Below are 24,193 nucleotides of genomic sequence, written 5' to 3' on the forward strand. Positions count from 1 at the left end.
CGCATTCAGACACGTAAGAAACTGAAGGGACAACCATGGAAGCCAGGGCCCAGGCGCGGTACATCCGCGTCACGCCCATGAAGGCCCGCCGCGTGGTGGACCTCATCCGTGGCATGGATGCCACGGAGGCCCAGGCGGTCCTGCGATTCGCTCCGCAGGCCGCCTCCGTGCCCGTCGGCAAGGTGCTCGACAGCGCCATCGCCAACGCCGCGCACAACTACGACCACACGGACGCCTCTTCGCTGTTCATCAGCGAGGCGTTCGTCGACGAGGGTCCGACCCTGAAGCGGTTCCGTCCGCGTGCTCAGGGCCGTGCCTACCGGATCCGCAAGCGGACCAGCCACATCACCGTGGTCGTCAGCAGCAAGGAAGGAACCCGGTAATGGGCCAGAAGGTAAACCCGCACGGGTTCCGGCTCGGCATCACCACCGACTTCAAGTCGCGCTGGTACGCCGACAAGCTGTACAAGGACTACGTCAAGGAAGACGTCGCCATCCGGCGGATGCTGACGTCCGGCATGGAGCGCGCCGGCATCTCGAAGGTTGAGATCGAGCGCACCCGTGACCGTGTCCGCGTGGACATCCACACCGCTCGCCCGGGCATTGTCATCGGTCGCCGTGGCGCCGAGGCCGACAAGATCCGTGGCCAGCTCGAGAAGCTGACCGGCAAGCAGGTCCAGCTGAACATCCTCGAGGTCAAGAACCCCGAGGTCGACGCTCAGCTGGTGGCCCAGGCCGTCGCCGAGCAGCTGTCCTCCCGCGTCTCCTTCCGTCGGGCCATGCGTAAGAGCATGCAGTCCGCCATGAAGGCCGGCGCCAAGGGCATCAAGATCCAGTGTGGTGGCCGTCTCGGCGGCGCCGAGATGTCCCGCTCGGAGTTCTACCGCGAGGGTCGTGTGCCGCTGCACACGCTCCGTGCGAACGTCGAGTACGGCTTCTTCGAGGCCAAGACCACCTTCGGCCGCATCGGCGTGAAGGTCTGGATCTACAAGGGCGACGTCAAGAACATCGCCGAGGTCCGCGCCGAGAACGCTGCTGCCCGTGCGGGCAACCGCCCGGCCCGTGGCGGCGCTGACCGTCCGGCCGGCCGCGGTGGCCGTGGTGGCGAGCGTGGCGGTCGCGGTCGCAAGCCGCAGCAGGCTCAGGCTGCCGAGGCCCCCAAGGCCGACGCTCCCGCCGCCGCTCCGGCTGCTGAGAGCACCGGAACGGAGGCCTGACCGAAATGCTGATCCCCCGTAGGGTCAAGCACCGCAAGCAGCACCACCCGAAGCGCAGCGGTATGTCCAAGGGTGGTACGCAGGTTGCGTTCGGCGAGTACGGCATCCAGGCCATGACTCCGGCGTACGTGACCAACCGCCAGATCGAGGCGGCCCGTATCGCGATGACCCGCCACATCAAGCGTGGCGGCAAGGTCTGGATCAACATCTACCCGGACCGTCCGCTCACGAAGAAGCCTGCCGAGACCCGCATGGGTTCCGGTAAGGGTTCGCCGGAGTGGTGGATCGCGAACGTCAAGCCCGGTCGGGTGATGTTCGAGCTGTCCTACCCGAACGAGAAGATCGCGCGCGAGGCCCTGACCCGTGCGGCTCACAAGCTGCCGATGAAGTGCAAGATCGTTAAGCGCGAGGCAGGTGAGCTGTGATGACCGCCGGTACCAAGGCGTCCGAGCTGCGCGAGCTGGGCAACGAGGAGCTTGTCGCCAAGCTCCGCGAGGCCAAGGAAGAGCTGTTCAACCTCCGCTTCCAGGCGGCGACGGGCCAGCTCGAGAACCACGGTCGGCTCAAGTCCGTCCGTAAGGACATCGCCCGGATCTACACCCTGATGCGCGAGCGTGAGCTGGGCATCGAGACGGTGGAGAACGCCTGATGAGCGAGAACAACGTGACTGAGAAGACCGAGCGCAACGCCCGCAAGGTCCGTGAGGGCCTCGTCGTCAGCGACAAGATGGACAAGACCGTCGTCGTCGCTGTCGAGGACCGCGTCAAGCACGCGCTGTACGGCAAGGTCATCCGCCGTACCAACAAGCTCAAGGCTCACGACGAGCAGAACGCTGCCGGCGTCGGCGACCGTGTCCTCCTGATGGAGACCCGGAAGCTGTCGTCGACGAAGCACTGGCGCGTCATCGAGATCCTCGAGAAGGCCAAGTAATTATCCGAGGGGTTTCCCTCGGGTTCGTTCCGCCAGGCTCGGCAGGGGTTGAGCGATCAACCCCTGCCGGGAACCGGCAGACAATCAGGAGATAGACGTGATCCAGCAGGAGTCGCGACTGCGTGTCGCCGACAACACTGGTGCCAAGGAGATCCTTTGCATCCGTGTTCTCGGTGGTTCCGGTCGCCGCTACGCGGGCATCGGTGACGTCATCGTCGCCACCGTCAAGGACGCGATCCCCGGTGGCAACGTGAAGAAGGGTGACGTCGTCAAGGCGGTCATCGTTCGCACCGTCAAGGAGCGCCGCCGCCAGGACGGCTCGTACATCCGCTTCGACGAGAACGCCGCCGTCATTCTGAAGAACGACGGCGACCCTCGCGGCACCCGTATCTTCGGCCCGGTGGGCCGTGAGCTGCGCGAGAAGAAGTTCATGAAGATCATCTCGCTCGCGCCGGAGGTGCTGTAAGCATGAAGATCAAGAAGGGCGACCTGGTTCAGGTCATCACCGGCAAGGACAAGGGCAAGCAGGGCAAGGTCATCGCGGCCTTCCCCCGCGAGGACCGCGTCCTGGTCGAGGGTGTCAACCGGGTCAAGAAGCACACCAAGGCCGGCCCCTCGCAGGCCGGCGGCATCGTGACGACCGAGGCTCCGGTCCACGTCTCCAACGTCCAGCTGGTCGTGGAGAAGGACGGCAAGAAGGTCGTCACGCGTGTCGGTTACCGCTTCGACGACGAGGGCAACAAGATCCGCGTTGCCAAGCGGACGGGTGAGGACATCTGATGGCTACCACCACTCCGCGTCTCAAGACGAAGTACCGCGAGGAGATCGCGGGCAAGCTGCGTGACGAGTTCAAGTACGAGAACGTCATGCAGATCCCCGGCCTCGTGAAGATCGTGGTCAACATGGGTGTCGGCGACGCCGCCCGTGACTCGAAGCTGATCGATGGCGCGATCCGCGACCTCACCACGATCACCGGTCAGAAGCCGGCCGTCACCAAGGCCCGCAAGTCCATCGCGCAGTTCAAGCTGCGTGAGGGCCAGCCGATCGGTGCCCACGTCACGCTCCGTGGCGACCGCATGTGGGAGTTCCTGGACCGCACCCTGTCGCTGGCGCTGCCGCGCATCCGCGACTTCCGTGGTCTGTCCCCCAAGCAGTTCGACGGCCGTGGCAACTACACCTTCGGTCTCACCGAGCAGGTCATGTTCCACGAGATCGACCAGGACAAGATCGACCGCACCCGGGGTATGGACATCACCGTGGTGACCACGGCGACCAACGACGCTGAGGGCCGTGCCCTTCTCCGTCACCTCGGCTTCCCCTTCAAGGAGGCGTAAGCGAGATGGCGAAGAAGGCTCTGATTGCCAAGGCTGCTCGTAAGCCCAAGTTCGGTGTGCGTGCGTACACCCGCTGCCAGCGCTGCGGTCGTCCGCACTCCGTGTACCGCAAGTTCGGCCTGTGCCGCGTCTGCCTTCGTGAGATGGCTCACCGTGGCGAGCTGCCGGGCGTGACCAAGAGCTCCTGGTAATTCCCCCTCGCCCGTAGGGCGTCAGGGAACCACAGGAGTCTCTCGGTAAGCATTGGGTTGGCGGAGGCCCATCCCCGCATGGCTTAGGCTAGTGGGGTTGGGCGTCCGTCGCCCGTACGACTTACTACGCCGTAGGTCCACCGCACCGCACCCGCCCCGTCTCGGATCAGGGAGAGGGATGGTGCACCAGGAAACCCCGGCGAGAGAGGCCGAAGGCCAATTCATGACCATGACTGATCCCATCGCAGACATGCTCACGCGTCTGCGTAACGCGAACTCGGCGTACCACGACACCGTGACGATGCCGCACAGCAAGATCAAGTCTCACATCGCGGAAATCCTCCAGCAGGAGGGCTTCATCACGGGCTGGAAGGTCGAGGACGCCGAGGTCGGCAAGAACCTCGTGCTCGACCTCAAGTTCGGTCCGAACCGTGAGCGCTCCATCGCGGGCATCAAGCGGATCTCGAAGCCGGGCCTCCGGGTTTACGCGAAGTCCACCAACCTGCCGAAGGTTCTCGGCGGCCTGGGCGTGGCGATCATCTCCACGTCCCACGGTCTCCTGACCGGCCAGCAGGCTCAGAAGAAGGGCGTGGGTGGGGAAGTCCTCGCCTACGTCTGGTAGTCGGGAACGGAGGAAAAGCTATGTCTCGCATTGGCAAGCTCCCCATCCCGGTTCCCGCCGGCGTGGACGTCACCATCGAGGGCCGCACGGTCACCGTCAAGGGCTCCAAGGGCTCGCTGACGCACACCGTCGCCGCTCCGATCGAGATCGTTAAGGGCGAGGACGGCGTTCTGAACGTCACCCGTCCGAACGACGAGCGTCAGAACAAGGCCCTCCACGGCCTGTCCCGCACGCTGGTGGCCAACATGATCACCGGTGTGACCACGGGATACACCAAGGCGCTCGAGATCAGCGGTGTCGGTTACCGCGTTGCCGCGAAGGGCTCCAACCTGGAGTTCCAGCTCGGCTACAGCCACCCGATCGTGGTGGAGGCGCCCGAGGGCATCTCCTTCAAGGTCGAGTCGCCGACCAAGTTCTCGGTCGAGGGCATCGACAAGCAGAAGGTCGGCGAGGTCGCCGCCAACATCCGCAAGCTTCGCAAGCCCGACCCCTACAAGGCCAAGGGCGTGAAGTACGCGGGTGAGGTCATCCGCCGCAAGGTCGGAAAGGCTGGTAAGTAAGCCATGGCATACGGTGTGAAGATCGCCAAGGGCGACGCTTACAAGCGCGCTGCCAAGGCGCGCCGTCACCTGCGCATTCGCAAGCACGTGTCGGGTACGGCGGAGCGTCCGCGCCTCGTCGTGACGCGTTCCAACCGCGGTATCACCGCTCAGGTCATCGACGACCTCAAGGGTCACACCCTGGCGTCGGCGTCGCACCTGGACGCGTCGGTCCGTGGTGGCGAGGGTGACAAGTCCGCGCAGGCCAAGCAGGTCGGTGCCCTGGTCGCTGAGCGCGCCAAGGCCGCCGGTGTCGAGGCCGTCGTGTTCGACCGTGGTGGCAACAGGTACGCCGGGCGCATTGCCGCTCTGGCTGACGCCGCCCGCGAAGCCGGGCTGAAGTTCTAAGCCCCGGTTCCGGGACTAACGGACGTAACAGAGAGAGGTAATCCAATGGCTGGACCCCAGCGCCGCGGCAGCGGTGCCGGTGGCGGCGAGCGGCGGGACCGGAAGGGTCGCGACGGTGGCGCCGCTGCCGCCGAGAAGACCGCGTACGTTGAGCGCGTTGTCGCGATCAACCGCGTCGCCAAGGTTGTCAAGGGTGGTCGTCGTTTCTCCTTCACCGCGCTGGTCGTGGTGGGTGACGGTGACGGCACCGTAGGTGTCGGTTACGGCAAGGCCAAGGAGGTGCCGGCCGCCATCGCCAAGGGTGTTGAGGAGGCCAAGAAGCACTTCTTCAAGGTCCCCCGTATCCAGGGCACCATCCCGCACCCCATCCAGGGTGAGAAGGCTGCGGGCGTCGTCCTGCTGAAGCCTGCTTCCCCCGGTACCGGTGTTATCGCCGGTGGCCCGGTGCGCGCCGTTCTGGAGTGCGCCGGCGTTCACGACATCCTGTCGAAGTCGCTCGGCTCCGACAACGCGATCAACATCGTGCACGCGACCGTGGAGGCCCTGAAGGGCCTGCAGCGTCCCGAGGAGATCGCGGCTCGCCGTGGTCTGCCCCTCGAGGACGTCGCTCCCGCGGCTCTGCTCCGTGCGCGTGCCGGGGCGGGTGCGTAATGGCTCGCCTCAAGATCACGCAGACGAAGTCGTACATCGGTAGCAAGCAGAACCACCGCGACACCCTGCGTTCGCTCGGGCTCAAGCGCCTGAACGACGTGGTCGTCAAGGAGGACCGCCCCGAGTTCCGCGGAATGGTGCACACCGTCCGCCACCTCGTGACGGTCGAGGAGGTCGACTGACATGGCGGAGAACAACCCGCTGAAGGTCCACAACCTCCGTCCCGCCCCGGGCGCCAAGACCGCCAAGACCCGTGTGGGTCGTGGTGAGGCGTCGAAGGGTAAGACGGCCGGTCGTGGTACGAAGGGCACGAAGGCCCGTTACCAGGTTCCGGAGCGCTTCGAGGGTGGCCAGATGCCCCTCCACATGCGTCTCCCGAAGCTGAAGGGCTTCAAGAACCCGTTCCGCACCGAGTACCAGGTCGTGAACCTGGACAAGCTGGCCGCGCTCTACCCGCAGGGTGGCGAGGTCACGGTGGCCGATCTGGTCGCCAAGGGTGCGGTTCGTAAGAACCAGCTCGTCAAGGTCCTGGGCCAGGGCGAGGTCTCCGTGGCGCTGCAGGTGACGGTCGACGCCGTCTCCGGCTCCGCCAAGGAGAAGATCGCCGCCGCCGGCGGCACCGTCACCGAGCTCGTCTGAGACGACTCGATGGCCTGAACATCCGACCGGGGATGCCTCCCAAAAGGGGCATCCCCGGTTGGTCGTTCCTAGGGGGCCATGTCCGCCGGTAAGGTGGCGTCCAATGTCTAGACTCCGCGCGGTGTGTCCGCACGGTCTCCATGACTCTTACCTATTCGTCGAACCTCAAGACCGTCACCTCTGACGCATAGCGCGGGGGTCGCAGGAGGCACCGTGCTCACCGCGTTCGCCCGGGCGTTCAAGACGCCCGACCTGCGCAAGAAGCTGCTCTTCACGCTGGGCATCATCGTGCTGTACCGCCTCGGGGCACACATCCCCGTACCCGGTGTCAGCTACAAGGCCGTGCAGCAGTGTGTGGACCAGGCGAGCCAGGGCAACAACAGCCTGTTCGGCCTCGTCAACATGTTCAGTGGCGGGGCGCTGCTGCAGATCACCATCTTCGCGCTCGGCATCATGCCGTACATCACGGCGAGCATCATCCTGCAGCTGCTGACCGTCGTGATCCCTCGTCTGGAAGCCCTCAAGAAGGAGGGGCAGTCGGGCACGACCAAGATCACGCAGTACACGCGTTATCTGACGATCGCCCTCGCCATCCTCCAGGGCACCGGCCTGGTGGCCACCGCCCGCACCGGTGCGCTGTTCAGCGGCTGCACGGTCGCGAACCAGGTCGTCCCGGACCAGTCGATCTTCACCACCGCCACCATGGTCATCACCATGACCGCGGGCACCGCCGTCGTCATGTGGCTCGGTGAGCTCATCACCGACCGCGGCATCGGCAACGGCATGTCCATCCTCATGTTCATCTCGATCGCCGCCGGCTTCCCGGGCGCCCTGTGGGCCATCAAGGAGAGCGGCAAGCTCGCCAAGGGCTGGATCGAGTTCGGCACCGTCATCCTGATCGGTTTCGTGATGGTGGCCCTCGTCGTCTTCGTCGAGCAGGCCCAGCGCCGCATCCCGGTGCAGTACGCGAAGCGGATGATCGGCCGCAGGTCGTACGGCGGTACGTCCACTTACATCCCGTTGAAGGTGAACCAGGCAGGTGTGATTCCTGTCATCTTCGCGTCGTCGCTGCTCTACATCCCGGCCCTGGTCGCGCAGTTCTCGAACTCCACCGCGGGGTGGAAGACCTGGATCGAAGCCCACTTCGTCAAGGGTGACCACCCCTACTACATCGCCGCGTACTTCCTTCTGATCGTGTTCTTCGCCTTCTTCTACGTGGCGATCTCGTTCAACCCCGAGGAAGTCGCGGACAACATGAAGAAGTATGGTGGCTTCATCCCGGGTATCCGGGCTGGTCGACCTACTGCCGAGTATCTGAGCTACGTGCTCAACCGGATCACTTGGCCGGGCTCGCTGTATCTGGGTCTGATCGCTCTTGTGCCGACGATGGCGTTGGCAGGCTTCGGTGGCGCCAATGCCAACTTCCCGTTCGGCGGGACGAGCATCCTCATCATCGTGGGTGTGGGTCTTGAGACCGTGAAGCAGATCGAGAGCCAGCTCCAGCAGCGCAATTACGAAGGGTTCCTCCGCTGATGCGAATCGTCCTCGTCGGACCGCCCGGGGCCGGCAAGGGAACGCAGGCCGCGTTCCTTGCCAAGAACCTGGACATCCCGCACATCTCCACGGGCGACCTGTTCCGTGCCAACATCTCGCAGGGCACGGAGCTCGGGCTCAAGGCGAAGGCGTACATGGACGCCGGTGACCTCGTACCGGACGAGGTGACCATCGGGATGGCCAAGGACCGCATGGAGCAGGACGACGCCGTGAACGGCTTCCTGCTCGACGGGTTCCCGCGCAACGTGGCCCAGGCCGAGGCTCTGGATGTGGTCCTCAAGGCAGAGGACATGCAGCTGGACGCGGTCCTGGACCTGGAGGTCCCCGAGGACGAGGTCGTGAAGCGGATCGCGGGTCGCCGCATCTGCCGCAACGACTCCTCGCACGTGTTCCACCTGACGTACAACGCTCCGAAGACCGAGGGCGTCTGCGACGTCTGCGGCGGCGAGCTCTTCCAGCGCGACGACGACTCCGAGGAGACCGTCCGCCGGCGCCTGGAGGTCTACCACACGCAGACCGAGCCGATCATCGACTACTACCGGGCGCAGAACCTGGTCGTGACGATCTCGGCGCTCGGCAAGGTGGACGAGGTCACGGCGCGCGCGATGGCGGCGCTGAAGAAGTAACCCCACGGTTCGTGCGATACGGCCGCGGTGCCCGGGAGGGCGCCGCGGCCGTATCGTTGTTCTGTCCCGTGTACCCGCAAGGAAAGGCTCCGACCACGATGGTGCAGATCAAGACCCCCGAGCAGATCGCGAAGATGCGCGAGGCGGGGCTGGTCGTCGCGGCCATCCACGCGGCCACCCGCGAGGCGGCGGTGCCGGGCGCCACCACCCGTGATCTGGACGAGGTCGCGCGCAAGGTGATCGCCGACCACGGGGCGAAGTCGAACTTCCTCGGGTACGGGGGCTTCCCCGCGACCATCTGCACGTCGGCGAACGAGGTCGTCGTCCACGGCATCCCGGACGAGAAGACCGTCCTGAAGGACGGCGACATCATCTCCATCGACGCCGGCGCGATCGTCGACGGCTGGCACGGCGACGCGGCGTACACGGCCTTCGTGGGCACCGGTCACGCACCGGAGCTGGTCGAGCTCTCCCGGGTGACGGAGGAGTCGATGTGGGCCGGCATCGCGGCGATGCGGCTCGGTGCCCGTCTCGTCGACATCTCGAAGGCGATCGAGACGTACATCAAGCGCCAGCCGCGCCCGGCGGTCGGTGACCACAGCCTGGGCCGTTACGGGATCATCGAGGACTACGGCGGCCACGGCATCGGCACCGAGATGCACATGGACCCGCACCTTCTGAACTACGTCTCCCGCAAGCGCGGCAAGGGCCCGAAGCTGGTCCCCGGCTTCTGCCTGGCCATCGAGCCGATGGTCTCCCTCGGCACCGCGCAGACCGAGGTCCTCGCCGACGACTGGACGGTCATCACGACCGACGGCACCTGGTCCTCCCACTGGGAGCACTCGGTCGCCCTGACGGAGGAGGGCCCGCTGGTCCTCACCGCCGTCGACGGAGGCAAGGCGAAGCTCGCGGAGCTGGGCGTCACGGCGGCGCCGGACCCGCTTGCCTGAGCCGTTGCGTAACGATCTTCTGCGGTGGGCATTCTTCCCGGATTCGTCTTTTCCAGGGGCCTGACGTAGACTGATGCGTCGGCTCTCGTGTACCCGTGTGTCCGCACACGGATCGAGAGTCGATCAAGGTAGCCGATTCGAAAGGCGAAGCGTGGCCAAGAAGCAAGGTGCCATCGAGATCGAGGGCACCGTGATCGAGTCCCTCCCGAACGCTATGTTCAAGGTGGAGCTCCAGAACGGTCACAAGGTCCTCGCGCACATCTCCGGCAAGATGCGGATGCACTACATCCGAATCCTCCCGGACGACCGGGTCGTCGTGGAGCTGTCTCCGTACGACCTGACGCGTGGCCGGATCGTCTACCGGTACAAGTAGATCTTGCCTGTACCCGCGTTTCCCCGCGGGTGGTGGCACTGACCCGGAGAACCTCACATCCCATGAAGGTCAAGCCGAGCGTCAAGAAGATCTGCGACAAGTGCAAGGTGATCCGCCGCCACGGTCGGGTCATGGTCATCTGCGACAACCTGCGCCACAAGCAGCGCCAGGGCTGACGCACGCCGACCGACCTGCATCTCGCAGTTCTTCGCGCGACGCAAGCAGTACGTACATACGCAGAGCCCGCCCAGCCCGCAAGGGTCGGCGGCACCTCCGGCGGGGGCCGGGGACCTGATTCGTACCTCATACGGCGAATGAGGAGCGGCTTTGCGGAAGACCCCCGAACACACAGGAGCCATTGAATGGCACGCGTTTCCGGTGTTGACATCCCGCGCGAAAAGCGTGTGGTGGTCGCACTCACCTACGTCTTCGGTATCGGGCGTACCCGGTCCGAGGAGATTCTCGCCGCGACCGGCGTGAACCCGTCCACCCGTGTCCGCGACCTTGCCGAGGAAGACCTCGTCAAGATCCGCGAGTACGTGGACGCCAACCTCCAGACCGAGGGTGACCTCCGCCGCGAGATCGCCGCCGACATCCGCCGCAAGGTCGAGATCGGCTGCTACCAGGGTCTGCGCCACCGTCGTGGCCTGCCCGTCCGCGGCCAGCGCACCAGCACGAACGCTCGTACCCGCAAGGGCCCGCGTCGCGCCATCGCCGGCAAGAAGAAGCCGGGCAAGAAGTAGTCCTCAGCGGACGCTTGACCAAGCGGTCTTCGCTGTAGGACCGACCACCTCCCGTAGGAGTTATAGATGCCCCCCAAGGGTCGTCAGGGCGCTGCCAAGAAGGTGCGCCGCAAGGAAAAGAAGAACGTCGCTCACGGGCACGCCCACATCAAGAGCACGTTCAACAACACGATCGTCTCGATCACGGACCCCTCGGGCAACGTGATCTCCTGGGCCTCCGCCGGCCACGTCGGCTTCAAGGGCTCGCGCAAGTCCACCCCCTTCGCCGCGCAGATGGCCGCCGAGTCGGCCGCCCGCCGCGCGCAGGAGCACGGCATGCGCAAGGTCGACGTCTTCGTCAAGGGTCCCGGCTCCGGCCGTGAGACCGCGATCCGCTCCCTCCAGGCCACCGGCCTCGAGGTCGGCTCGATCCAGGACGTCACCCCCACCCCGCACAACGGCTGCCGCCCGCCGAAGCGCCGCCGCGTCTGACGCAGCGACGCCTGTGCGTCTTTGAGTGTCCGGGCGGTACGACCCTGTGAAGGGACGTGCCGCCCGTACCCTTGGCAGTACCCCGCAGTACCTGTCGGGCGTCAAATAGTGGGCGCCCACAACCGAAGGAAACGAAGACATGCTTATCGCTCAGCGTCCGTCGCTGACCGAAGAGGTCGTCGACGAGTTCCGCTCCCGGTTCGTCATCGAGCCGCTGGAGCCGGGCTTCGGCTACACCCTCGGCAACTCGCTCCGCCGCACCCTCCTGTCGTCGATCCCCGGCGCTGCTGTCACCAGCATCCGCATCGACGGCGTCCTGCACGAGTTCACCACCGTGCCGGGCGTCAAGGAGGACGTCACCGACCTCATCCTGAACATCAAGCAGCTGGTCGTCTCCTCGGAGCACGACGAGCCGGTCGTGATGTACCTGCGCAAGCAGGGCCCGGGTCTGGTCACCGCCGCCGACATCGCGCCGCCGGCCGGTGTCGAGGTGCACAACCCGGACCTCGTCCTCGCCACGCTCAACGGCAAGGGCAAGCTGGAGATGGAGCTGACCGTCGAGCGCGGTCGCGGTTACGTCTCCGCCGTCCAGAACAAGCAGGTGGGCCAGGAGATCGGCCGTATCCCGGTCGACTCCATCTACAGCCCCGTGCTCAAGGTCACCTACAAGGTCGAGGCGACCCGAGTCGAGCAGCGCACCGACTTCGACAAGCTGATCGTCGACGTCGAGACCAAGCAGGCCATGCGTCCGCGTGACGCCATGGCGTCGGCCGGCAAGACCCTGGTCGAGCTGTTCGGTCTGGCGCGCGAGCTCAACATCGACGCCGAGGGCATCGACATGGGCCCGTCCCCGACGGACGCCGCCCTGGCCGCCGACCTGGCGCTGCCGATCGAGGAGCTCGAGCTCACCGTTCGGTCGTACAACTGCCTCAAGCGCGAGGGCATCCACTCCGTGGGTGAGCTCGTCGCCCGCTCCGAGGCCGACCTGCTCGACATCCGCAACTTCGGTGCGAAGTCGATCGACGAGGTCAAGGCGAAGCTGGCCGGCATGGGCCTGGCCCTGAAGGACAGCCCGCCCGGATTCGACCCGACCGCTGCCGCCGACGCCTTCGGCGCGGACGACGACGCCGACGCCGGCTTCGTCGAGACCGAGCAGTACTGATAGCTGCCCGCGGGCGTCCGCCCGCGGGGCCCTGACCCCGGTACCTGACACGGCCGGGGCAGACATCAAGGAGAAACACCATGCCGCGTCCCGCGAAGGGCGCCCGCCTCGGCGGCTCCGCCGCGCACGAGAAGCTGCTGCTCGCCAACCTGGCGAAGTCGCTGTTCGAGCACGGCCGCATCACCACGACCGAGGCCAAGGCCCGTCGCCTGCGTCCGGTCGCCGAGCGCCTGATCACCAAGGCGAAGAAGGGCGACATCCACAACCGTCGCCTGGTGCTGCAGACGATCACCGACAAGGGCATCGTCCACACCCTCTTCACCGAGATCGCGCCGCGCTACTCCGAGCGCCCGGGTGGCTACACCCGCATCACCAAGATCGGCAACCGTCGTGGCGACAACGCCCCGATGGCCGTGATCGAGCTGGTCGAGGGCGAGATCGCCAAGAAGGCGACCGTCGCCGAGGCCGAGGCCGCCGCCAAGCGCGCCGTCAAGGAGGCCGACGAGGCCGCCGCCGAGGCTCCGGCCGAGGAGTCGAAGGACGCGTAAGCGTTCCGGCCGACTGTCTCGTGTGCGGGCCCGTACCCCTTGGGGTGCGGGCCCGTTCCCGTGTGTTTGAGAGGATTTCCGCGTGAGCGATGACGTGCAGGACGGGTTCGTACGGGTTCGCCTCGACCTGTCGTACGACGGCAAGGACTTCTCCGGCTGGGCCAAGCAGGCCCAGGGCCAGCGGACCGTGCAGGGGGACATCGAGGACGCCCTGCGGACCGTGACCCGGTCCAAGGAGACGTACGAGCTGACCGTGGCCGGCCGGACCGACTCCGGGGTGCACGCCCGCGGCCAGGTCGCCCACGTCGACCTGCCCGTCGAGCTGTGGGCCGAGCACCGCGACAAGCTGCTCAGGCGGCTCGCGGGGCGCCTCTCGCACGACGTGAGGGTCTGGTCCCTGACCGAGGCCCCCAGCGGCTTCAACGCCCGTTTCTCGGCGATCTGGCGCCGTTACGCCTACCGCGTCACGGACAACCCCGGCGGGGTCGACCCGCTGCTGCGCGGCCACGTCCTGTGGCACGACTGGACCCTCGACATGGACGCCATGAACGAGGCCGCCGCCGCGCTCGTCGGCGAGCACGACTTCGCCGCGTACTGCAAGCGGCGCGAGGGTGCCACCACGATCCGCACCCTCCAGGAGCTGCGCTGGGAGCGGCGCCCCGACGGGGTGATGGAGGCCACCGTGAAGGCGGACGCCTTCTGCCACAACATGGTCCGCTCGCTGGTCGGCGCGCTGCTCTTCGTCGGCGACGGGCACCGGCCGGTGGACTGGCCGGGCAAGGTGCTGGCCGCGGGCGTGCGGGACTCGGCCGTGCACGTCGTACGGCCGCACGGCCTCACCCTCGAAGAGGTCGGCTACCCCGCCGACGAGCTCCTGGCAGCCCGCAACCTGGAGGCCAGGAACAGGCGGTCACTCCCCGGGAGCGCCGGCTGCTGCTGAGGCCTGGGCGCGGCCGCGGGCGTAGATCTGGTTGAAGGCGAAGGTGCCCAGGTCGTCACTGGCCTGGAAGACGGCCTTGTCGCCGGGCGTGACCTTCTTGCCGTTGGCGAAGCCGGCCTGGGTGAGGTACACGTACCGGCCGATCGAGTTGGTGCGCCGCAGGCAGACCGTGGCGCGGCAGAAGTCCGGGACGCCCCCGCCGGCGAGCGGGGCGATGCCGCCGCTCGCCTGCTTCTTCGCCTTGAGCGCCCGGTCGTCGGTGGGGAAGACGGCCACGCCGACGGTGACGGCGACGCCGTCCTTGACGTAGGTGGCGCGGATCACACGCAGGCAGCCGTTGCTCTTCAGGACCGAGCCGAGGCCGCCCTGGGTGACCGAGGCGCAGTCGGTCGTGGAGGAGGTCGCGCCCTTCTGGTACGGGCGCTTGCTCATGGTCAGCTTCTTGCCCGGGAAGAGGCCCTCGGGGCTCAGCGGCGCCTTGTCCTTCCCGGCGTCGGAGATGTAGTCCATGGGGTTCGGCGGGGGCAGCGGGGCGACCGAGGAGAAGGTCGGCGCGGGGCTGGGGGAGTCCGTGGGGGCCGCCGAGCCGGTGGGCGTGGGGCCGCCGTTCTTGGCCTCGTCGTTGCTCTTGTTCGTGGCCACGATCGCGGTGGCCACCAGCGCGCCCACGGCGACGACGGCGAGGACGCCGCCGCCGATGAACAGCCCGCGCTTGCGCTTGCTACGGGCGGCGGAGGCTTCGGCGAGCGCGCTCCAGTCGGGGGTTCCGGTGGCCTGCGCCCCGGCGAAGGGGTCGGGCCGCGGTGCCTGCTGTGGTGTCCCTTGCCACGCCTGCGGCGGCGGCTGCTGTCCGTACGGCTGCTGTCCCGGGCCCTGCTGCGGCCACTGCGGTCCCCCAAAGCTCATGCGCGGCATCCTAAACCGGTTGGGAAGCGGTGGTCGCGGCGGCGACAATGCCTTGCATGGGACATGTCGAGGCCGCGCATCTGGAGTACTACCTTCCGGACGGGAGGGTGCTCCTCGCGGACGCCTCCTTCCGGGTCGGGGAGGGCGCCGTCGTCGCCCTGGTCGGGGCGAACGGCGCCGGTAAGACGACCCTGCTCCGGATGATCTCCGGTGAACTCCAGCCGCACGCCGGCACCGTCACCGTCAGCGGCGGGCTCGGCGTGATGCCGCAGTTCGTGGGCTCGGTGCGGGACGAGTCGACCGTCCGTGACCTGCTCGTCTCGGTCGCGCCCGCGCGCATCCGCGAGGCCGCGCGGGCCGTCGACGCCGCCGAGCACCGGATCATGACCGTCGACGACGAGGCCGCGCAGATGGCGTACGCGCAGGCGCTCAGCGACTGGGCCGAGGTGCAGGGGTACGAGTTCGAGACCCTGTGGGACATGTGCACGACGGCCGCGATGGGCGTCCCGTACGACAAGGCGCAGTTCCGCGAGGTGCGCACGCTCAGCGGCGGCGAGCAGAAGCGGCTCGTCCTGGAGTACCTGCTGCGCGGCAACGACGAGGTGCTGCTGCTCGACGAGCCGGACAACTACCTGGACGTCCCCGGCAAGCGGTGGCTGGAGGAGCGGCTGCGGGAGACCCGTAAGACCGTGTTGTTCATCTCCCACGACCGGGAGCTGCTCGCCAGGGCCGCGCAGAAGATCGTGGCCGTGGAGCCGGGGCCGGCCGGGTCCGACGTGTGGGTGCACGGTGGCGGTTTCGGCACCTTCCACGAGGCGCGGCGGGAGCGGTTCGCGCGCTTCGAGGAGCTGAAGCGGCGCTGGGAGGAGAAGCACGCCCAGCTGAAGAAGCTGGTGGTCAACCTGCGGCAGGCGGCCGCGGTCAGCCACGAGATGGCCTCGCGCTACGCGGCGGCGCAGACCCGCCTGAGGAAGTTCGAGGAGGCGGGCCCGCCGCCGGAGCCGCCGCGCGAGCAGGACATCCGGATGCGGCTGCGCGGCGGACGGACCGGGGTGCGGGCCTTCACCGCGGAGAACCTGGAGCTCACCGGCCTGATGAAGCCGTTCTCGCTGGAGATCTTCTACGGGGAGCGGGTCGCCGTCCTCGGCTCCAACGGCTCGGGCAAGTCCCACTTCCTGCGGCTCCTGGCCGGCGACGGGTCGGTGGCCCACACGGGTACGTGGAGGCTGGGCGCCCGGGTCGTGCCGGGTCACTTCGCGCAGACCCACGCCCACCCGGAGCTCTTCGCCCGGACCCTGGTCGACATCCTGTGGACGGAGCACGCCAAGGACCGCGGCGGCGCGATGTCGGTGCTGCGCCGCTACGAGCTGGAGGGCCAGGGCGACCAGCCCTTCGAGAAGCTCTCCGGCGGTCAGCAGGCGCGCTTCCAGATCCTCCTCCTGGAGCTGGCCGGCACCACGGCGCTGCTCCTGGACGAGCCGACGGACAACCTGGACCTGGAGTCGGCGGAGGCCTTGCAGGACGGGCTCGAGTCGTATGACGGGACGGTGCTGGCCGTGACCCACGACCGGTGGTTCGCGAAGTCCTTCGACCGGTTCCTGGTCTTCGGGTCGGACGGGGTCGTACGGGAGACGTCCGAGCCGGTGTGGGACGAGCGACGGGTCGAGCGGGTGCGCTGACCTGGGTCTCGCGGCGTTTTGACCCGTCGGGGGTGGCGCGGGTACTGTTGCGGTTTGTTATGCGTATTGGCTTCGTCGTTCTCACGCGAAGGGCCCTTACGCAGGTTCCCTGGAGCAGTTACCAGTGGCTCGCATACGGGCGGTGTTCCCGGCAGTGCAGGCCCCAGCTGCATGATCGCTTCAGGTGTGTCTGGATTCCATCCACTGAAGAAGCGAAGGCTACGAAGTGCGTACGTACAGCCCCAAGCCCGGCGATGTCACTCGCCAGTGGCACATCATCGACGCGCAGGACGTTGTCCTGGGCCGTCTGGCGACCACGGCTGCGAACCTCCTCCGAGGCAAGCACAAGCCCGTCTACGCCCCGCACATGGACATGGGCGACTTCGTCATCATCATCAACGCTGACAAGGTCCACCTGTCCGGCAACAAGAAGACCCAGAAGCTGGCGTACCGCCACTCCGGCTTCCCGGGTGGTCTGCGCTCCGTCCGTTACGACGAGCTGCTGGACAAGAACCCCGAGAAGGCCGTCGAGAAGGCCATCAAGGGCATGATCCCCAAGAACACCCTGGGCCGTCAGATGCTCTCGAAGCTGAAGGTCTACGCGGGCGAGAACCACCCGCACGCTGCTCAGCAGCCGGTCCCGTTCGAGATCACCCAGGTCGCGCAGTAGTTCCGGCCACACCCCCTAAGAACGAAAGAAATCTGAGGAGCATCGTGGCCGAGACCACCCCCGAGACCCCCGTCGACGAGTTCGAGGGCGTCGAGGAGTACACCACCGAGACCGAGACCGAGATCGAGGGCGACTACACCTCCGAGTCGCTCGCGTCCCGCTTCGGCGACCCGCAGCCGGCTGCCGGCCTGGGCCGTCGCAAGAACGCCATCGCCCGCGTCCGGATCGTTCCGGGCACCGGCAAGTGGAAGATCAACGGTCGCACCCTTGAGGACTACTTCCCCAACAAGGTGCACCAGCAGGAAGTCAACGAGCCCTTCAAGGTGCTCGAGCTCGACGGCCGCTACGACGTCATCGCCCGCATCGCGGGTGGCGGCGTCTCCGGCCAGGCCGGCGCCCTGCGCCTCGGCGTGGCCCGTGCGCTGAACGAGGCGGACGTGGAGAACAACCGCGGCGCCCTGAAGAAGGCTGGCTTCCTCTCCCGCGACGACCGTGCGGTCGAGCGCAAGAAGGCCGGTCTCAAGAAGGCCCGTAAGGCCCCGCAGTACAGCAAGCGTTAATCGCCTGCTCGGCCTGCTTTGTACGTACGCCCCGGCGGCACTGCCCGTGCTGCCGGGGCGTACGTCTTTTTCGCATGGTGGTTTCATAATCGTGGGCACAACCTCGGGCGCAAGCGCGGGTCCGACAGTCTTGGGCACAACCTTGGGCACCTTCCGGGCGGCTTGGACGTAAAAACGGGCATCGGCCGCTCGGGGGATCGCATTTTCGGAGCACTTTCGGAGGACAGCTGTGGGACGACTCTTCGGCACGGACGGGGTCCGCGGCGTGGCCAATGCCGACCTGACGGCGGAGCTGGCGCTCGGCCTGTCGGTCGCGGCCGCGCACGTGCTCGCCGAGGCGGGCACCTTTGAGGGCCATCGGCCGACCGCCGTGGTCGGGCGCGACCCGCGTGCCTCGGGGGAGTTCCTTGAGGCCGCCGTCGTGGCGGGCCTCGCCAGCGCGGGCGTCGACGTGCTGCGCGTCGGCGTGCTGCCCACGCCCGCCGTGGCGTACCTCACCGGCGCGCTCGGCGCCGACCTCGGCGTGATGCTCTCGGCCTCGCACAACGCGATGCCCGACAACGGCATCAAGTTCTTCGCACGCGGCGGCCACAAGCTCGCCGACGAGCTGGAGGACCGGATCGAGTCCGTCTACGAGGAGCACCGCACCGGCGCCCCCTGGGACCGTCCGACCGGCTCGGGCGTCGGCCGGGTCCGCGACTACGACGAGGGCTTCGACCGCTACGTCGCCCACCTCATCGCCGTACTCCCCAACCGGCTCGACGGACTGAAGATCGTCCTCGACGAGGCGCACGGCGCCGCCGCCCGCGTCTCGCCTGAGGCCTTCTCCCGGGCCGGCGCGACCGTCGTCACCATCGGCGCCGAGCCGGACGGCCTCAACATCAACGACGGCTGCGGCTCCACCCACCTGGGCCTGCTGAAGGCCGCCGTCGTCGAGCACGGCGCGGACTTCGGCATCGCGCACGACGGCGACGCCGACCGCTGCCTCGCCGTGGACCACCGGGGCGAGGAGATCGACGGCGACCAGATCCTGGCCGTGCTCGCCCTCGCCATGCGCGAGGCCGGGACGCTGCGCGGCGACACCGTCGTCGCCACCGTCATGTCCAACCTGGGCTTCAAGCTCGCCATGGAGCGCGAGGGCCTGCAGCTGGTCCAGACGGCGGTCGGCGACCGCTACGTCCTGGAGTCCATGAAGGAGCACGGCTACGCGCTCGGCGGCGAGCAGTCGGGCCACGTCATCGTGCTCGACCACGCGACCACCGGCGACGGCACGCTGACCGGCCTGATGCTGGCCGCCCGGGTCGCGGCCACCGGCCGGTCCCTGGCCGATCTCGCCGGCGTGATGGAGCGGCTGCCGCAGGTCCTGGTCAACGTCCCCGACGTGGACAAGAGCCGGGTGAAGACCTCCGGCGAACTGGCCAGCGCGGTCACCGAGGCCGAGCGCGAGCTGGGCTCCACCGGCCGGGTGCTGCTGCGCCCCTCGGGCACCGAGCCGCTGGTACGGGTCATGGTCGAGGCGGCCGACATCGAGCAGGCCCGTTCGGTGGCCGGGCGACTCGCGGACGTCGTGAAGTCGGCGCTCGGTTAGGCCGTGTGATGTTCCGTCGGCCCCCGCTGCACGGCGGGGGCCGAGCTGTATCCGGGCCCTGCCCTGACTCGGGTCCTGCCCTTTCGCTCAGGCCTTGCCCTTACGGGTCCAGTGGCCGCGCTGGGTGCGCCACAGCAGCACCTGCCCGTACAGGGTGACCGTGCCGGCCAGGATGATGCCGAAGAGGTTGAGCAGCAGCTGCTCGACCGAGCCCCACATCTGGCCGAACTGGCCGTAGCTGAGCGCCACGGCGGCGTTCGCGGCCGCCGGGACGGTGGTGACCGAGATCGCGACGCCGATCAGTGCCCCGGACTTCGTCGACGTGAGCGAGAGCGTGCCGGCCGCGCCCGCGAGCAGGGCGACGACGAAGGAGAGCGGGTCCGGCTTCCAGATGAAACCGGTGTTGACACGCTCCGCGTCGAGTTTCTCCACGCTGAACAGGCCCAGCGCGTCCATCCCCAGGCTGAAGACCGTGGTGGCGACGATCGCCGCGGCGAAGCCGACGAGCAGCGCGGACAGCGAGCGGAGCACCAGCCTCGGGGCCCGCTGCACCACCCCCGTACAGATGCCGGCGAGCGGGCCGAACTCCGGGCCGACCGCCATCGCGCCCACGATGAGGATGGAGTTGTCGAGGACCACGCCGCAGGCCGCGATCATCGTCGCGATGATCATGAAGGCGCTGTAGGTGATGGTGAGGGTCGACTCCTCGTGCGTGGCGTCGGTCAACTGCTCCCAGATCACCGCGTCCGCGGCCTCGCCGGGGGCCTCCTCCTCGGCCTGGGCGGCCCGCTTGGACAGCGAGAGGTAGATGTTCTCGACGGCGATCGACCCGTCCTGGTCGATCCTCAGCTCCCTTAGGCCGGCGAGGAGTTCGTGGCCGGCCTCGCGCGCCACGTCGCACAGCACCAGATCCCCGGCCGGGTCGCGGGCGGCGCCCGGCAGCACCACCAGGTGGGTGGTGCCGACCGTCCGCTCGATGAGGTCGACGGCGGCCTGCGTACGGTCGGGCGGAACGATCAGCCTCAGGTGCAGCATGCTCAGAGCTTACGGAGGCTCAGCTTCTGCACCTTGTGATCAGGGCCCTTGCGCACGACGAGCGTCGCACGGCCGCGGGTCGGGGCGACGTTCTCCAGCAGGTTCACCTTGTTGACGGTCCGCCACATGGTGCGGGCGTAGTCCAGGGCCTCCTCCTCGGAGACCTGGGTGTAGCGCTGGAAGTACGAGTCGGGGTTCTGGAAGGCGGTCTCGCGCAGCCTGCGGAACCGGTTGAGGTACCAGCCCTCGATGTCCTCGGCCCGGGCGTCCACGTACACGGAGAAGTCGAAGTAGTCCGCCAGGCCGACCCGGGTGCGGCCGTCCTTGCCGGGCAGTGCGGGCTGGAGGACGTTGAGCCCCTCGACGATGAGGATGTCCGGGCGGCGCACGACGAGCCGCTCGTCGGGCACGATGTCGTAGATCAGGTGCGAGTAGACGGGCGCGCTGACCTCCTCCTTGCCCGCCTTGACGTCGGCGACGAACCGGGTCAGCGCCCGCCGGTCGTACGACTCGGGGAAGCCCTTGCGGGACATCAGCCCGCGCGCCTTCAGCTCCTCCATCGGGTACAGGAACCCGTCCGTGGTCACCCGCTCCACCCGCGGGTGCTCGGGCCAGCGGGCGAGCAGCGCCTCGAGCAGTCGGGCGACGGTCGACTTGCCGACCGCGACCGAGCCGGCCACCCCTATGACGAACGGCGTGCCGCGCTGCTCGGCCTTCTCCCCGAGGAAGGTGTTGAGCGCGCCGCGCAGGCCGCTGGTGGCCTGCACGTACAGGTTGAGCAGCCGGGAGAGCGGCAGATAGATGTCCCGCACCTCGTCGAGGTCGATGACGTCGCCGAGGCCGCGCAGCCGCTCGACCTCGTCGGCGGTCAGCGGCAGCGGCGTCTTGTCCCGCAGCGCGCTCCACTCGCCCCGGGTGAGCTCGACATACGGCGTCGACTCGGCGGCCCGTCGAGGGCCGCCTCCGTTCCCGGGGCCGTTTCCGTTTCCGCTGGAGCTTCGTGGCGGCGAAGTGATCACCCCGCCATTGTCAGGGGTGCGGGGCGGCTGTGGGGGACCGGGGCTCGTGGGGTGGGTCACGCCGGGTGCGGATGGGCACGGGGGAGTGTTGCGATCGGATACCGACTTGGCGGTATGTGATCACGGGGTGGGGCCTGCGCATAGGGTTCGCACAGATTCACGAACCAAGTCGAGAGTTGAGAGATGCGCGTCTCCCTGTTCCGTCGTACCGCCGTCGCCGCCAGCGCCGCCGCCTCCCTGGCCCTGCTCCTCACCGCCTGTGGCGGGGAGGAGAAGAAGAATGAGGACACCGGGAAGGCCGACGCGGCCGCCTCCGCCTCCGCCGCGGCCAAGCCGGACGCGAAGGCGCTGACCGCGCCCGAGCTGGAGAAGCTGATCGTCGCCCAGGCGGACCTCAAGGGCTACCAGGTGCAGAAGGCCAAGGCCGCCGACGTCGTCAACGTCGGCGACGTCGGCGCGGACAAGGCCGCCTGCGAGCCGCTCGCCGAGGCCATGTCCGCGGTCTCGACCGGCACCCCGGGCGCCAGCGCGCAGCGCAAGGCCGTCGAGGTGAAGAAGGAGGGCTCGGCCTCCCCGGACGACATCCTGGGCGCGCTCGGCGCGCCGGTGACCTCCGTCACCCTCGGCTCGTACGCCGGCGAGGGCGCCCAGCAGGCCTTCGCCTCACTCAAGACCGCGGGCACCGAGTGCGCCCACGGCTTCACCATCAGCGTCAGCGGCGAGAAGACCAAGGTCGTCAACGTGGCCCCGGAGCCGATGACCGCGGGCGACGAGGCGCTGGGCTTCACCGTCATCAGCCAGATGGAGGGCAAGCCCTTCATGACCACGCTGGTCGTCTTCCGCAAGGACAACAACCTCGCCACCTTCGGCACCATGAGCCTCACCGGCAAGGTCAAGCAGCTGCCGAAGGCCGTCATCGACGCGCAGGCCGCCAAGCTGCGCTGAGTCCGGCCGCTCGGGACGGTTCCGCCGTAGGCTGCCGCCATGTGCGGAATCGTTGGCTACGTCGGCGGACAGTCGGCGCTGGAAGTCGTGATCACGGGCCTCAAGCGGCTCGAATACCGGGGCTACGACTCGGCCGGGGTCGCGGTGCTCTCCGACGGAGGGCTCGCCGCGGCCAAGAAGGCGGGCAAGCTCGTCAACCTGGAGAAGGAGCTGGTGGACCGCCCGCTGTCGAGCGGATCCACCGGCATCGGGCACACCCGCTGGGCCACCCACGGCGGGCCCACCGACACCAACGCGCACCCGCATCTCGACAACGCGGGGCGCGTCGCCGTCGTCCACAACGGCATCATCGAGAACTTCGCCGCGCTCAGGGCCGAGCTGGCGGACCGGGGCCACGACCTGCTGTCCGAGACGGACACCGAGGTCGTGGCCCATCTGCTCGCCGAGGAGTTCTCCTCCGTCGGCGACCTCGCCGAGGCGATGCGCCTCGTCTGCAAGCGGCTCGACGGGGCGTTCACCCTCGTCGCCGTACACGCCGACCAGCCCGACGTCGTCGTCGGCGCCCGCCGCAACTCCCCGCTCGTCGTCGGCGTCGGCGAGGGCGAGAACTTCCTCGCCTCCGACGTCTCCGCGTTCATCGCCCACACCCGCTCGGCCATCGAACTCGGCCAGGACCAGGTCGTCGAGCTCACCCGCGAGGGCGTCACCGTCACCGACTTCGACGGCGCGCCCGCCGAGGTCCGGGCCTACCACGTGGACTGGGACGCCTCCGCCGCCGAGAAGGGCGGCTACGACTACTTCATGCTCAAGGAGATCGCGGAGCAGCCCAAGGCCGTCGCCGACACCCTCCTCGGCCGCATCGACGCCGGGGGCCACCTCCGCCTCGACGAGGTCCGCATCCCCGACGCCGTGCTCCGCGAGGCCGACAAGATCGTCATCATCGCCTGCGGCACCGCCTTCCACGCCGGGCTCATCGCCAAGTACGCGATCGAGCACTGGACCCGGATCCCCTGCGAGGTGGAGCTGGCGAGCGAGTTCCGCTACCGGGACCCGATCCTCGGCCAGCGGACCCTGGTCATCGCCATCTCCCAGTCCGGCGAGACGATGGACACGCTGATGGCGCTGCGGCACGCGCGCGAGCAGGGGGCCAAGGTGCTCGCCGTGTGCAACACGAACGGCTCGACGATTCCGCGCGAGTCCGACGCCGTGCTGTACACGCATGCCGGGCCCGAGGTCGCCGTCGCCTCGACGAAGGCGTTCCTGACGCAGCTCGTCGCCTGCTACCTGCTCGCGCTGTACCTCGGGCAGGTGCGCGGCACCAAGTGGGGCGACGAGATCCACGCCGTCGTCCGCGAGCTCGCCCGGATCGCCGACGAGGTCGAGCGGGTCCTGGAGACCATGGAGCCGGTACGCGCCCTCGCCCGCTCCCTCGCCGACAAGAACACCGTCCTGTTCCTCGGGCGGCACGTCGGCTACCCGGTGGCCCTGGAGGGTGCGCTGAAGCTGAAGGAGCTCGCGTACATGCATGCCGAGGGCTTCGCCGCCGGCGAGCTCAAGCACGGGCCGATCGCCCTCATCGAGGAGGACCTGCCGGTCGTCGTGGTCGTCCCCTCGCCCCGCGGGCGGTCCGTCCTCCACGACAAGATCGTCTCCAACATCCAGGAGATCCGGGCACGGGGGGCGCGCACCATCGTGATCGCGGAGGAGGGCGACGAGGCCGTCGTCCCGTACGCCGACCACCTCATCCGCATCCCCGCGACGCCCACCCTGCTCCAGCCGCTGGTCTCCACCGTGCCCCTCCAGGTCTTCGCCTGCGAACTGGCGACGGCCCGGGGCAACGAGGTCGACCAGCCGCGCAACCTGGCCAAATCCGTGACGGTGGAGTGAGTGAGGC

The 24,193-nt window shown here is 68.1% G+C and carries 34 protein-coding genes; 31 read left to right on the top strand and 3 right to left on the bottom strand.

Annotation, left to right across the window (positions count from 1 at the left end; translation table 11 throughout):
- Positions 1-35: 35 nt before the first annotated feature.
- The 25 genes from rplV to truA all read left to right on the top strand — a co-directional run bounded on the left by rplV (position 36) and on the right by truA (position 13,897).
- Positions 36-383 (top strand): 50S ribosomal protein L22, encoded by a 348-nt coding sequence (gene rplV / locus ACIGEZ_RS14420; protein ID WP_030359020.1) that lies wholly within the window; start codon positions 36-38, stop codon positions 381-383.
- Positions 383-1,216, top strand: coding sequence for a 30S ribosomal protein S3 (rpsC, locus tag ACIGEZ_RS14425; protein ID WP_365337568.1), 834 nt, complete (start codon positions 383-385; stop codon positions 1,214-1,216). Before rplV ends, rpsC begins: the two co-directional genes overlap by 1 nt.
- A gap of 5 nt (positions 1,217-1,221) precedes the next feature.
- Complete coding sequence (gene rplP / locus ACIGEZ_RS14430; RefSeq protein WP_351657484.1) at positions 1,222-1,641, top strand: 50S ribosomal protein L16; 420 nt, start codon at positions 1,222-1,224, stop codon at positions 1,639-1,641.
- Positions 1,641-1,865, top strand: a complete 225-nt coding sequence (rpmC, locus tag ACIGEZ_RS14435) for a 50S ribosomal protein L29 (RefSeq protein WP_361445390.1) — start codon at positions 1,641-1,643, stop codon at positions 1,863-1,865. Before rplP ends, rpmC begins: the two co-directional genes overlap by 1 nt.
- Positions 1,865-2,146 carry a 30S ribosomal protein S17 gene (gene rpsQ / locus ACIGEZ_RS14440; RefSeq protein ID WP_376635403.1) on the top strand — a complete coding sequence of 94 codons (282 nt, stop codon included), beginning with the start codon at positions 1,865-1,867 and terminating at the stop codon, positions 2,144-2,146. Before rpmC ends, rpsQ begins: the two co-directional genes overlap by 1 nt.
- A gap of 97 nt (positions 2,147-2,243) precedes the next feature.
- Positions 2,244-2,612, top strand: coding sequence for a 50S ribosomal protein L14 (gene rplN, locus ACIGEZ_RS14445; protein ID WP_003956455.1), 369 nt, complete (start codon positions 2,244-2,246; stop codon positions 2,610-2,612).
- Between the two features lie 2 nt (positions 2,613-2,614).
- Positions 2,615-2,926 carry a 50S ribosomal protein L24 gene (gene rplX, locus ACIGEZ_RS14450; RefSeq protein ID WP_137993932.1) on the top strand — a complete coding sequence of 104 codons (312 nt, stop codon included), beginning with the start codon at positions 2,615-2,617 and terminating at the stop codon, positions 2,924-2,926.
- A complete protein-coding gene (rplE, locus tag ACIGEZ_RS14455) occupies positions 2,923-3,480 on the top strand; it encodes a 50S ribosomal protein L5 (protein ID WP_399830617.1) in 558 nt (185 codons plus the stop codon). Before rplX ends, rplE begins: the two co-directional genes overlap by 4 nt.
- 5 nt (positions 3,481-3,485) lie before the next feature.
- Positions 3,486-3,671, top strand: a complete 186-nt coding sequence (locus ACIGEZ_RS14460) for a type Z 30S ribosomal protein S14 (RefSeq protein ID WP_003956452.1) — start codon at positions 3,486-3,488, stop codon at positions 3,669-3,671.
- A gap of 223 nt (positions 3,672-3,894) precedes the next feature.
- Positions 3,895-4,293: a 30S ribosomal protein S8 gene (rpsH, locus tag ACIGEZ_RS14465; protein ID WP_132912404.1), complete on the top strand. Its 399-nt coding sequence runs from the start codon at positions 3,895-3,897 to the stop codon at positions 4,291-4,293.
- Positions 4,294-4,313: 20 nt separating this feature from the next.
- Positions 4,314-4,853 carry a 50S ribosomal protein L6 gene (gene rplF / locus ACIGEZ_RS14470; protein WP_399830394.1) on the top strand — a complete coding sequence of 180 codons (540 nt, stop codon included), beginning with the start codon at positions 4,314-4,316 and terminating at the stop codon, positions 4,851-4,853.
- A 3-nt stretch (positions 4,854-4,856) separates the two neighbouring features.
- A complete protein-coding gene (gene rplR, locus ACIGEZ_RS14475) occupies positions 4,857-5,240 on the top strand; it encodes a 50S ribosomal protein L18 (protein ID WP_399830396.1) in 384 nt (127 codons plus the stop codon).
- A 45-nt stretch (positions 5,241-5,285) separates the two neighbouring features.
- Positions 5,286-5,891 (top strand): 30S ribosomal protein S5, encoded by a 606-nt coding sequence (gene rpsE / locus ACIGEZ_RS14480; protein ID WP_030201551.1) that lies wholly within the window; start codon positions 5,286-5,288, stop codon positions 5,889-5,891.
- Positions 5,891-6,073 (top strand): 50S ribosomal protein L30, encoded by a 183-nt coding sequence (gene rpmD, locus ACIGEZ_RS14485; RefSeq protein ID WP_005313525.1) that lies wholly within the window; start codon positions 5,891-5,893, stop codon positions 6,071-6,073. The genes rpsE and rpmD overlap by 1 nt, the downstream gene beginning before the upstream one ends.
- Before the next feature lies 1 nt (position 6,074).
- Positions 6,075-6,530 (top strand): 50S ribosomal protein L15, encoded by a 456-nt coding sequence (rplO, locus tag ACIGEZ_RS14490; RefSeq protein ID WP_128985125.1) that lies wholly within the window; start codon positions 6,075-6,077, stop codon positions 6,528-6,530.
- A gap of 213 nt (positions 6,531-6,743) precedes the next feature.
- Complete coding sequence (gene secY / locus ACIGEZ_RS14495; RefSeq protein ID WP_399830398.1) at positions 6,744-8,063, top strand: preprotein translocase subunit SecY; 1,320 nt, start codon at positions 6,744-6,746, stop codon at positions 8,061-8,063.
- A complete protein-coding gene (locus ACIGEZ_RS14500) occupies positions 8,063-8,710 on the top strand; it encodes an adenylate kinase (RefSeq protein WP_399830400.1) in 648 nt (215 codons plus the stop codon). Before secY ends, ACIGEZ_RS14500 begins: the two co-directional genes overlap by 1 nt.
- 98 nt (positions 8,711-8,808) lie before the next feature.
- Entirely contained in the window at positions 8,809-9,660 is an 852-nt protein-coding gene (gene map / locus ACIGEZ_RS14505; protein ID WP_399830402.1) for a type I methionyl aminopeptidase, read from the top strand.
- Positions 9,661-9,811: 151 nt separating this feature from the next.
- Positions 9,812-10,033, top strand: a complete 222-nt coding sequence (gene infA, locus ACIGEZ_RS14510; protein ID WP_003956442.1) for a translation initiation factor IF-1 — start codon at positions 9,812-9,814, stop codon at positions 10,031-10,033.
- 62 nt (positions 10,034-10,095) lie between these two features.
- Positions 10,096-10,209 (top strand): 50S ribosomal protein L36, encoded by a 114-nt coding sequence (rpmJ, locus tag ACIGEZ_RS14515; protein ID WP_003956441.1) that lies wholly within the window; start codon positions 10,096-10,098, stop codon positions 10,207-10,209.
- 186 nt (positions 10,210-10,395) lie between these two features.
- Positions 10,396-10,776, top strand: a complete 381-nt coding sequence (gene rpsM / locus ACIGEZ_RS14520) for a 30S ribosomal protein S13 (RefSeq protein WP_015035595.1) — start codon at positions 10,396-10,398, stop codon at positions 10,774-10,776.
- 66 nt (positions 10,777-10,842) lie between these two features.
- Positions 10,843-11,247, top strand: a complete 405-nt coding sequence (rpsK, locus tag ACIGEZ_RS14525; RefSeq protein ID WP_003956432.1) for a 30S ribosomal protein S11 — start codon at positions 10,843-10,845, stop codon at positions 11,245-11,247.
- Positions 11,248-11,386: 139 nt separating this feature from the next.
- Positions 11,387-12,409: a DNA-directed RNA polymerase subunit alpha gene (locus ACIGEZ_RS14530; protein WP_003966937.1), complete on the top strand. Its 1,023-nt coding sequence runs from the start codon at positions 11,387-11,389 to the stop codon at positions 12,407-12,409.
- Positions 12,410-12,489: 80 nt separating this feature from the next.
- Positions 12,490-12,957, top strand: a complete 468-nt coding sequence (rplQ, locus tag ACIGEZ_RS14535) for a 50S ribosomal protein L17 (protein ID WP_399830405.1) — start codon at positions 12,490-12,492, stop codon at positions 12,955-12,957.
- An 82-nt stretch (positions 12,958-13,039) separates the two neighbouring features.
- Complete coding sequence (gene truA, locus ACIGEZ_RS14540) at positions 13,040-13,897, top strand: tRNA pseudouridine(38-40) synthase TruA (protein WP_399830408.1); 858 nt, start codon at positions 13,040-13,042, stop codon at positions 13,895-13,897.
- Here the strand turns inward: truA and ACIGEZ_RS14545 are convergent.
- The gene (locus ACIGEZ_RS14545; protein WP_399830410.1) at positions 13,868-14,803 is read right to left on the bottom strand and encodes a hypothetical protein; all 936 of its coding nucleotides are present in this window, start codon (positions 14,801-14,803) and stop codon (positions 13,868-13,870) included. The two genes, truA and ACIGEZ_RS14545, sit on opposite strands and share 30 nt — an antisense overlap.
- A 56-nt stretch (positions 14,804-14,859) precedes the next feature.
- Between ACIGEZ_RS14545 and ACIGEZ_RS14550 the strand changes: the two genes are divergently transcribed.
- The 4 genes from ACIGEZ_RS14550 to glmM all read left to right on the top strand — a co-directional run bounded on the left by ACIGEZ_RS14550 (position 14,860) and on the right by glmM (position 19,300).
- The gene (locus ACIGEZ_RS14550) at positions 14,860-16,482 is read left to right on the top strand and encodes an ABC-F family ATP-binding cassette domain-containing protein (protein WP_399830413.1); all 1,623 of its coding nucleotides are present in this window, start codon (positions 14,860-14,862) and stop codon (positions 16,480-16,482) included.
- A gap of 226 nt (positions 16,483-16,708) precedes the next feature.
- Complete coding sequence (gene rplM / locus ACIGEZ_RS14555) at positions 16,709-17,152, top strand: 50S ribosomal protein L13 (protein ID WP_015035600.1); 444 nt, start codon at positions 16,709-16,711, stop codon at positions 17,150-17,152.
- Between the two features lie 44 nt (positions 17,153-17,196).
- Positions 17,197-17,712, top strand: coding sequence for a 30S ribosomal protein S9 (gene rpsI, locus ACIGEZ_RS14560; protein WP_399830416.1), 516 nt, complete (start codon positions 17,197-17,199; stop codon positions 17,710-17,712).
- A gap of 229 nt (positions 17,713-17,941) precedes the next feature.
- Positions 17,942-19,300, top strand: coding sequence for a phosphoglucosamine mutase (glmM, locus tag ACIGEZ_RS14565; protein WP_399830418.1), 1,359 nt, complete (start codon positions 17,942-17,944; stop codon positions 19,298-19,300).
- Between the two features lie 87 nt (positions 19,301-19,387).
- On the opposite strand, the gene ACIGEZ_RS14570 is transcribed toward glmM, so the two are convergent.
- A complete protein-coding gene (locus tag ACIGEZ_RS14570; RefSeq protein WP_399830421.1) occupies positions 19,388-20,335 on the bottom strand; it encodes a DUF389 domain-containing protein in 948 nt (315 codons plus the stop codon).
- Between the two features lie 2 nt (positions 20,336-20,337).
- Positions 20,338-21,354, bottom strand: coding sequence for a type I pantothenate kinase (gene coaA / locus ACIGEZ_RS14575; protein ID WP_399830423.1), 1,017 nt, complete (start codon positions 21,352-21,354; stop codon positions 20,338-20,340).
- A gap of 183 nt (positions 21,355-21,537) precedes the next feature.
- Here coaA and ACIGEZ_RS14580 point away from each other — a divergent pair, with 183 nt between their 5' ends.
- Both ACIGEZ_RS14580 and glmS read left to right on the top strand, forming a co-directional pair.
- The gene (locus ACIGEZ_RS14580) at positions 21,538-22,299 is read left to right on the top strand and encodes a hypothetical protein (RefSeq protein WP_399830426.1); all 762 of its coding nucleotides are present in this window, start codon (positions 21,538-21,540) and stop codon (positions 22,297-22,299) included.
- Between the two features lie 39 nt (positions 22,300-22,338).
- The gene (glmS, locus tag ACIGEZ_RS14585; RefSeq protein ID WP_399830428.1) at positions 22,339-24,186 is read left to right on the top strand and encodes a glutamine--fructose-6-phosphate transaminase (isomerizing); all 1,848 of its coding nucleotides are present in this window, start codon (positions 22,339-22,341) and stop codon (positions 24,184-24,186) included.
- Positions 24,187-24,193: the final 7 nt, after the last annotated feature.

Source organism: Streptomyces sp. NPDC085481, assembly GCF_044541845.1.
GTDB lineage: Bacteria > Actinomycetota > Actinomycetes > Streptomycetales > Streptomycetaceae > Streptomyces.

What these genes read in the sequence shown, in the direction of transcription:
- rplV (WP_030359020.1), top strand. Translation starts at nt 36, where the DNA reads ATGGAAGCCAGGGCCCAGGCGCGGTACATCCGCGTCACGCCCATGAAG.
- rpsC (WP_365337568.1), top strand. Translation starts at nt 383, where the DNA reads ATGGGCCAGAAGGTAAACCCGCACGGGTTCCGGCTCGGCATCACCACC.
- rplP (WP_351657484.1), top strand. Translation starts at nt 1,222, where the DNA reads ATGCTGATCCCCCGTAGGGTCAAGCACCGCAAGCAGCACCACCCGAAG.
- rpmC (WP_361445390.1), top strand. Translation starts at nt 1,641, where the DNA reads ATGACCGCCGGTACCAAGGCGTCCGAGCTGCGCGAGCTGGGCAACGAG.
- rpsQ (WP_376635403.1), top strand. Translation starts at nt 1,865, where the DNA reads ATGAGCGAGAACAACGTGACTGAGAAGACCGAGCGCAACGCCCGCAAG.
- rplX (WP_137993932.1), top strand. Translation starts at nt 2,615, where the DNA reads ATGAAGATCAAGAAGGGCGACCTGGTTCAGGTCATCACCGGCAAGGAC.
- ACIGEZ_RS14460 (WP_003956452.1), top strand. Translation starts at nt 3,486, where the DNA reads ATGGCGAAGAAGGCTCTGATTGCCAAGGCTGCTCGTAAGCCCAAGTTC.
- rpsH (WP_132912404.1), top strand. Translation starts at nt 3,895, where the DNA reads ATGACCATGACTGATCCCATCGCAGACATGCTCACGCGTCTGCGTAAC.
- rplF (WP_399830394.1), top strand. Translation starts at nt 4,314, where the DNA reads ATGTCTCGCATTGGCAAGCTCCCCATCCCGGTTCCCGCCGGCGTGGAC.
- rplR (WP_399830396.1), top strand. Translation starts at nt 4,857, where the DNA reads ATGGCATACGGTGTGAAGATCGCCAAGGGCGACGCTTACAAGCGCGCT.
- rpsE (WP_030201551.1), top strand. Translation starts at nt 5,286, where the DNA reads ATGGCTGGACCCCAGCGCCGCGGCAGCGGTGCCGGTGGCGGCGAGCGG.
- rpmD (WP_005313525.1), top strand. Translation starts at nt 5,891, where the DNA reads ATGGCTCGCCTCAAGATCACGCAGACGAAGTCGTACATCGGTAGCAAG.
- rplO (WP_128985125.1), top strand. Translation starts at nt 6,075, where the DNA reads ATGGCGGAGAACAACCCGCTGAAGGTCCACAACCTCCGTCCCGCCCCG.
- ACIGEZ_RS14500 (WP_399830400.1), top strand. Translation starts at nt 8,063, where the DNA reads ATGCGAATCGTCCTCGTCGGACCGCCCGGGGCCGGCAAGGGAACGCAG.
- map (WP_399830402.1), top strand. Translation starts at nt 8,809, where the DNA reads ATGGTGCAGATCAAGACCCCCGAGCAGATCGCGAAGATGCGCGAGGCG.
- rpmJ (WP_003956441.1), top strand. Translation starts at nt 10,096, where the DNA reads ATGAAGGTCAAGCCGAGCGTCAAGAAGATCTGCGACAAGTGCAAGGTG.
- rpsM (WP_015035595.1), top strand. Translation starts at nt 10,396, where the DNA reads ATGGCACGCGTTTCCGGTGTTGACATCCCGCGCGAAAAGCGTGTGGTG.
- rpsK (WP_003956432.1), top strand. Translation starts at nt 10,843, where the DNA reads ATGCCCCCCAAGGGTCGTCAGGGCGCTGCCAAGAAGGTGCGCCGCAAG.
- ACIGEZ_RS14530 (WP_003966937.1), top strand. Translation starts at nt 11,387, where the DNA reads ATGCTTATCGCTCAGCGTCCGTCGCTGACCGAAGAGGTCGTCGACGAG.
- rplQ (WP_399830405.1), top strand. Translation starts at nt 12,490, where the DNA reads ATGCCGCGTCCCGCGAAGGGCGCCCGCCTCGGCGGCTCCGCCGCGCAC.
- ACIGEZ_RS14545 (WP_399830410.1), bottom strand. Translation starts at nt 14,803, where the DNA reads ATGAGCTTTGGGGGACCGCAGTGGCCGCAGCAGGGCCCGGGACAGCAG.
- ACIGEZ_RS14550 (WP_399830413.1), top strand. Translation starts at nt 14,860, where the DNA reads ATGGGACATGTCGAGGCCGCGCATCTGGAGTACTACCTTCCGGACGGG.
- ACIGEZ_RS14570 (WP_399830421.1), bottom strand. Translation starts at nt 20,335, where the DNA reads ATGCTGCACCTGAGGCTGATCGTTCCGCCCGACCGTACGCAGGCCGCC.
- ACIGEZ_RS14580 (WP_399830426.1), top strand. Translation starts at nt 21,538, where the DNA reads ATGCGCGTCTCCCTGTTCCGTCGTACCGCCGTCGCCGCCAGCGCCGCC.
- glmS (WP_399830428.1), top strand. Translation starts at nt 22,339, where the DNA reads ATGTGCGGAATCGTTGGCTACGTCGGCGGACAGTCGGCGCTGGAAGTC.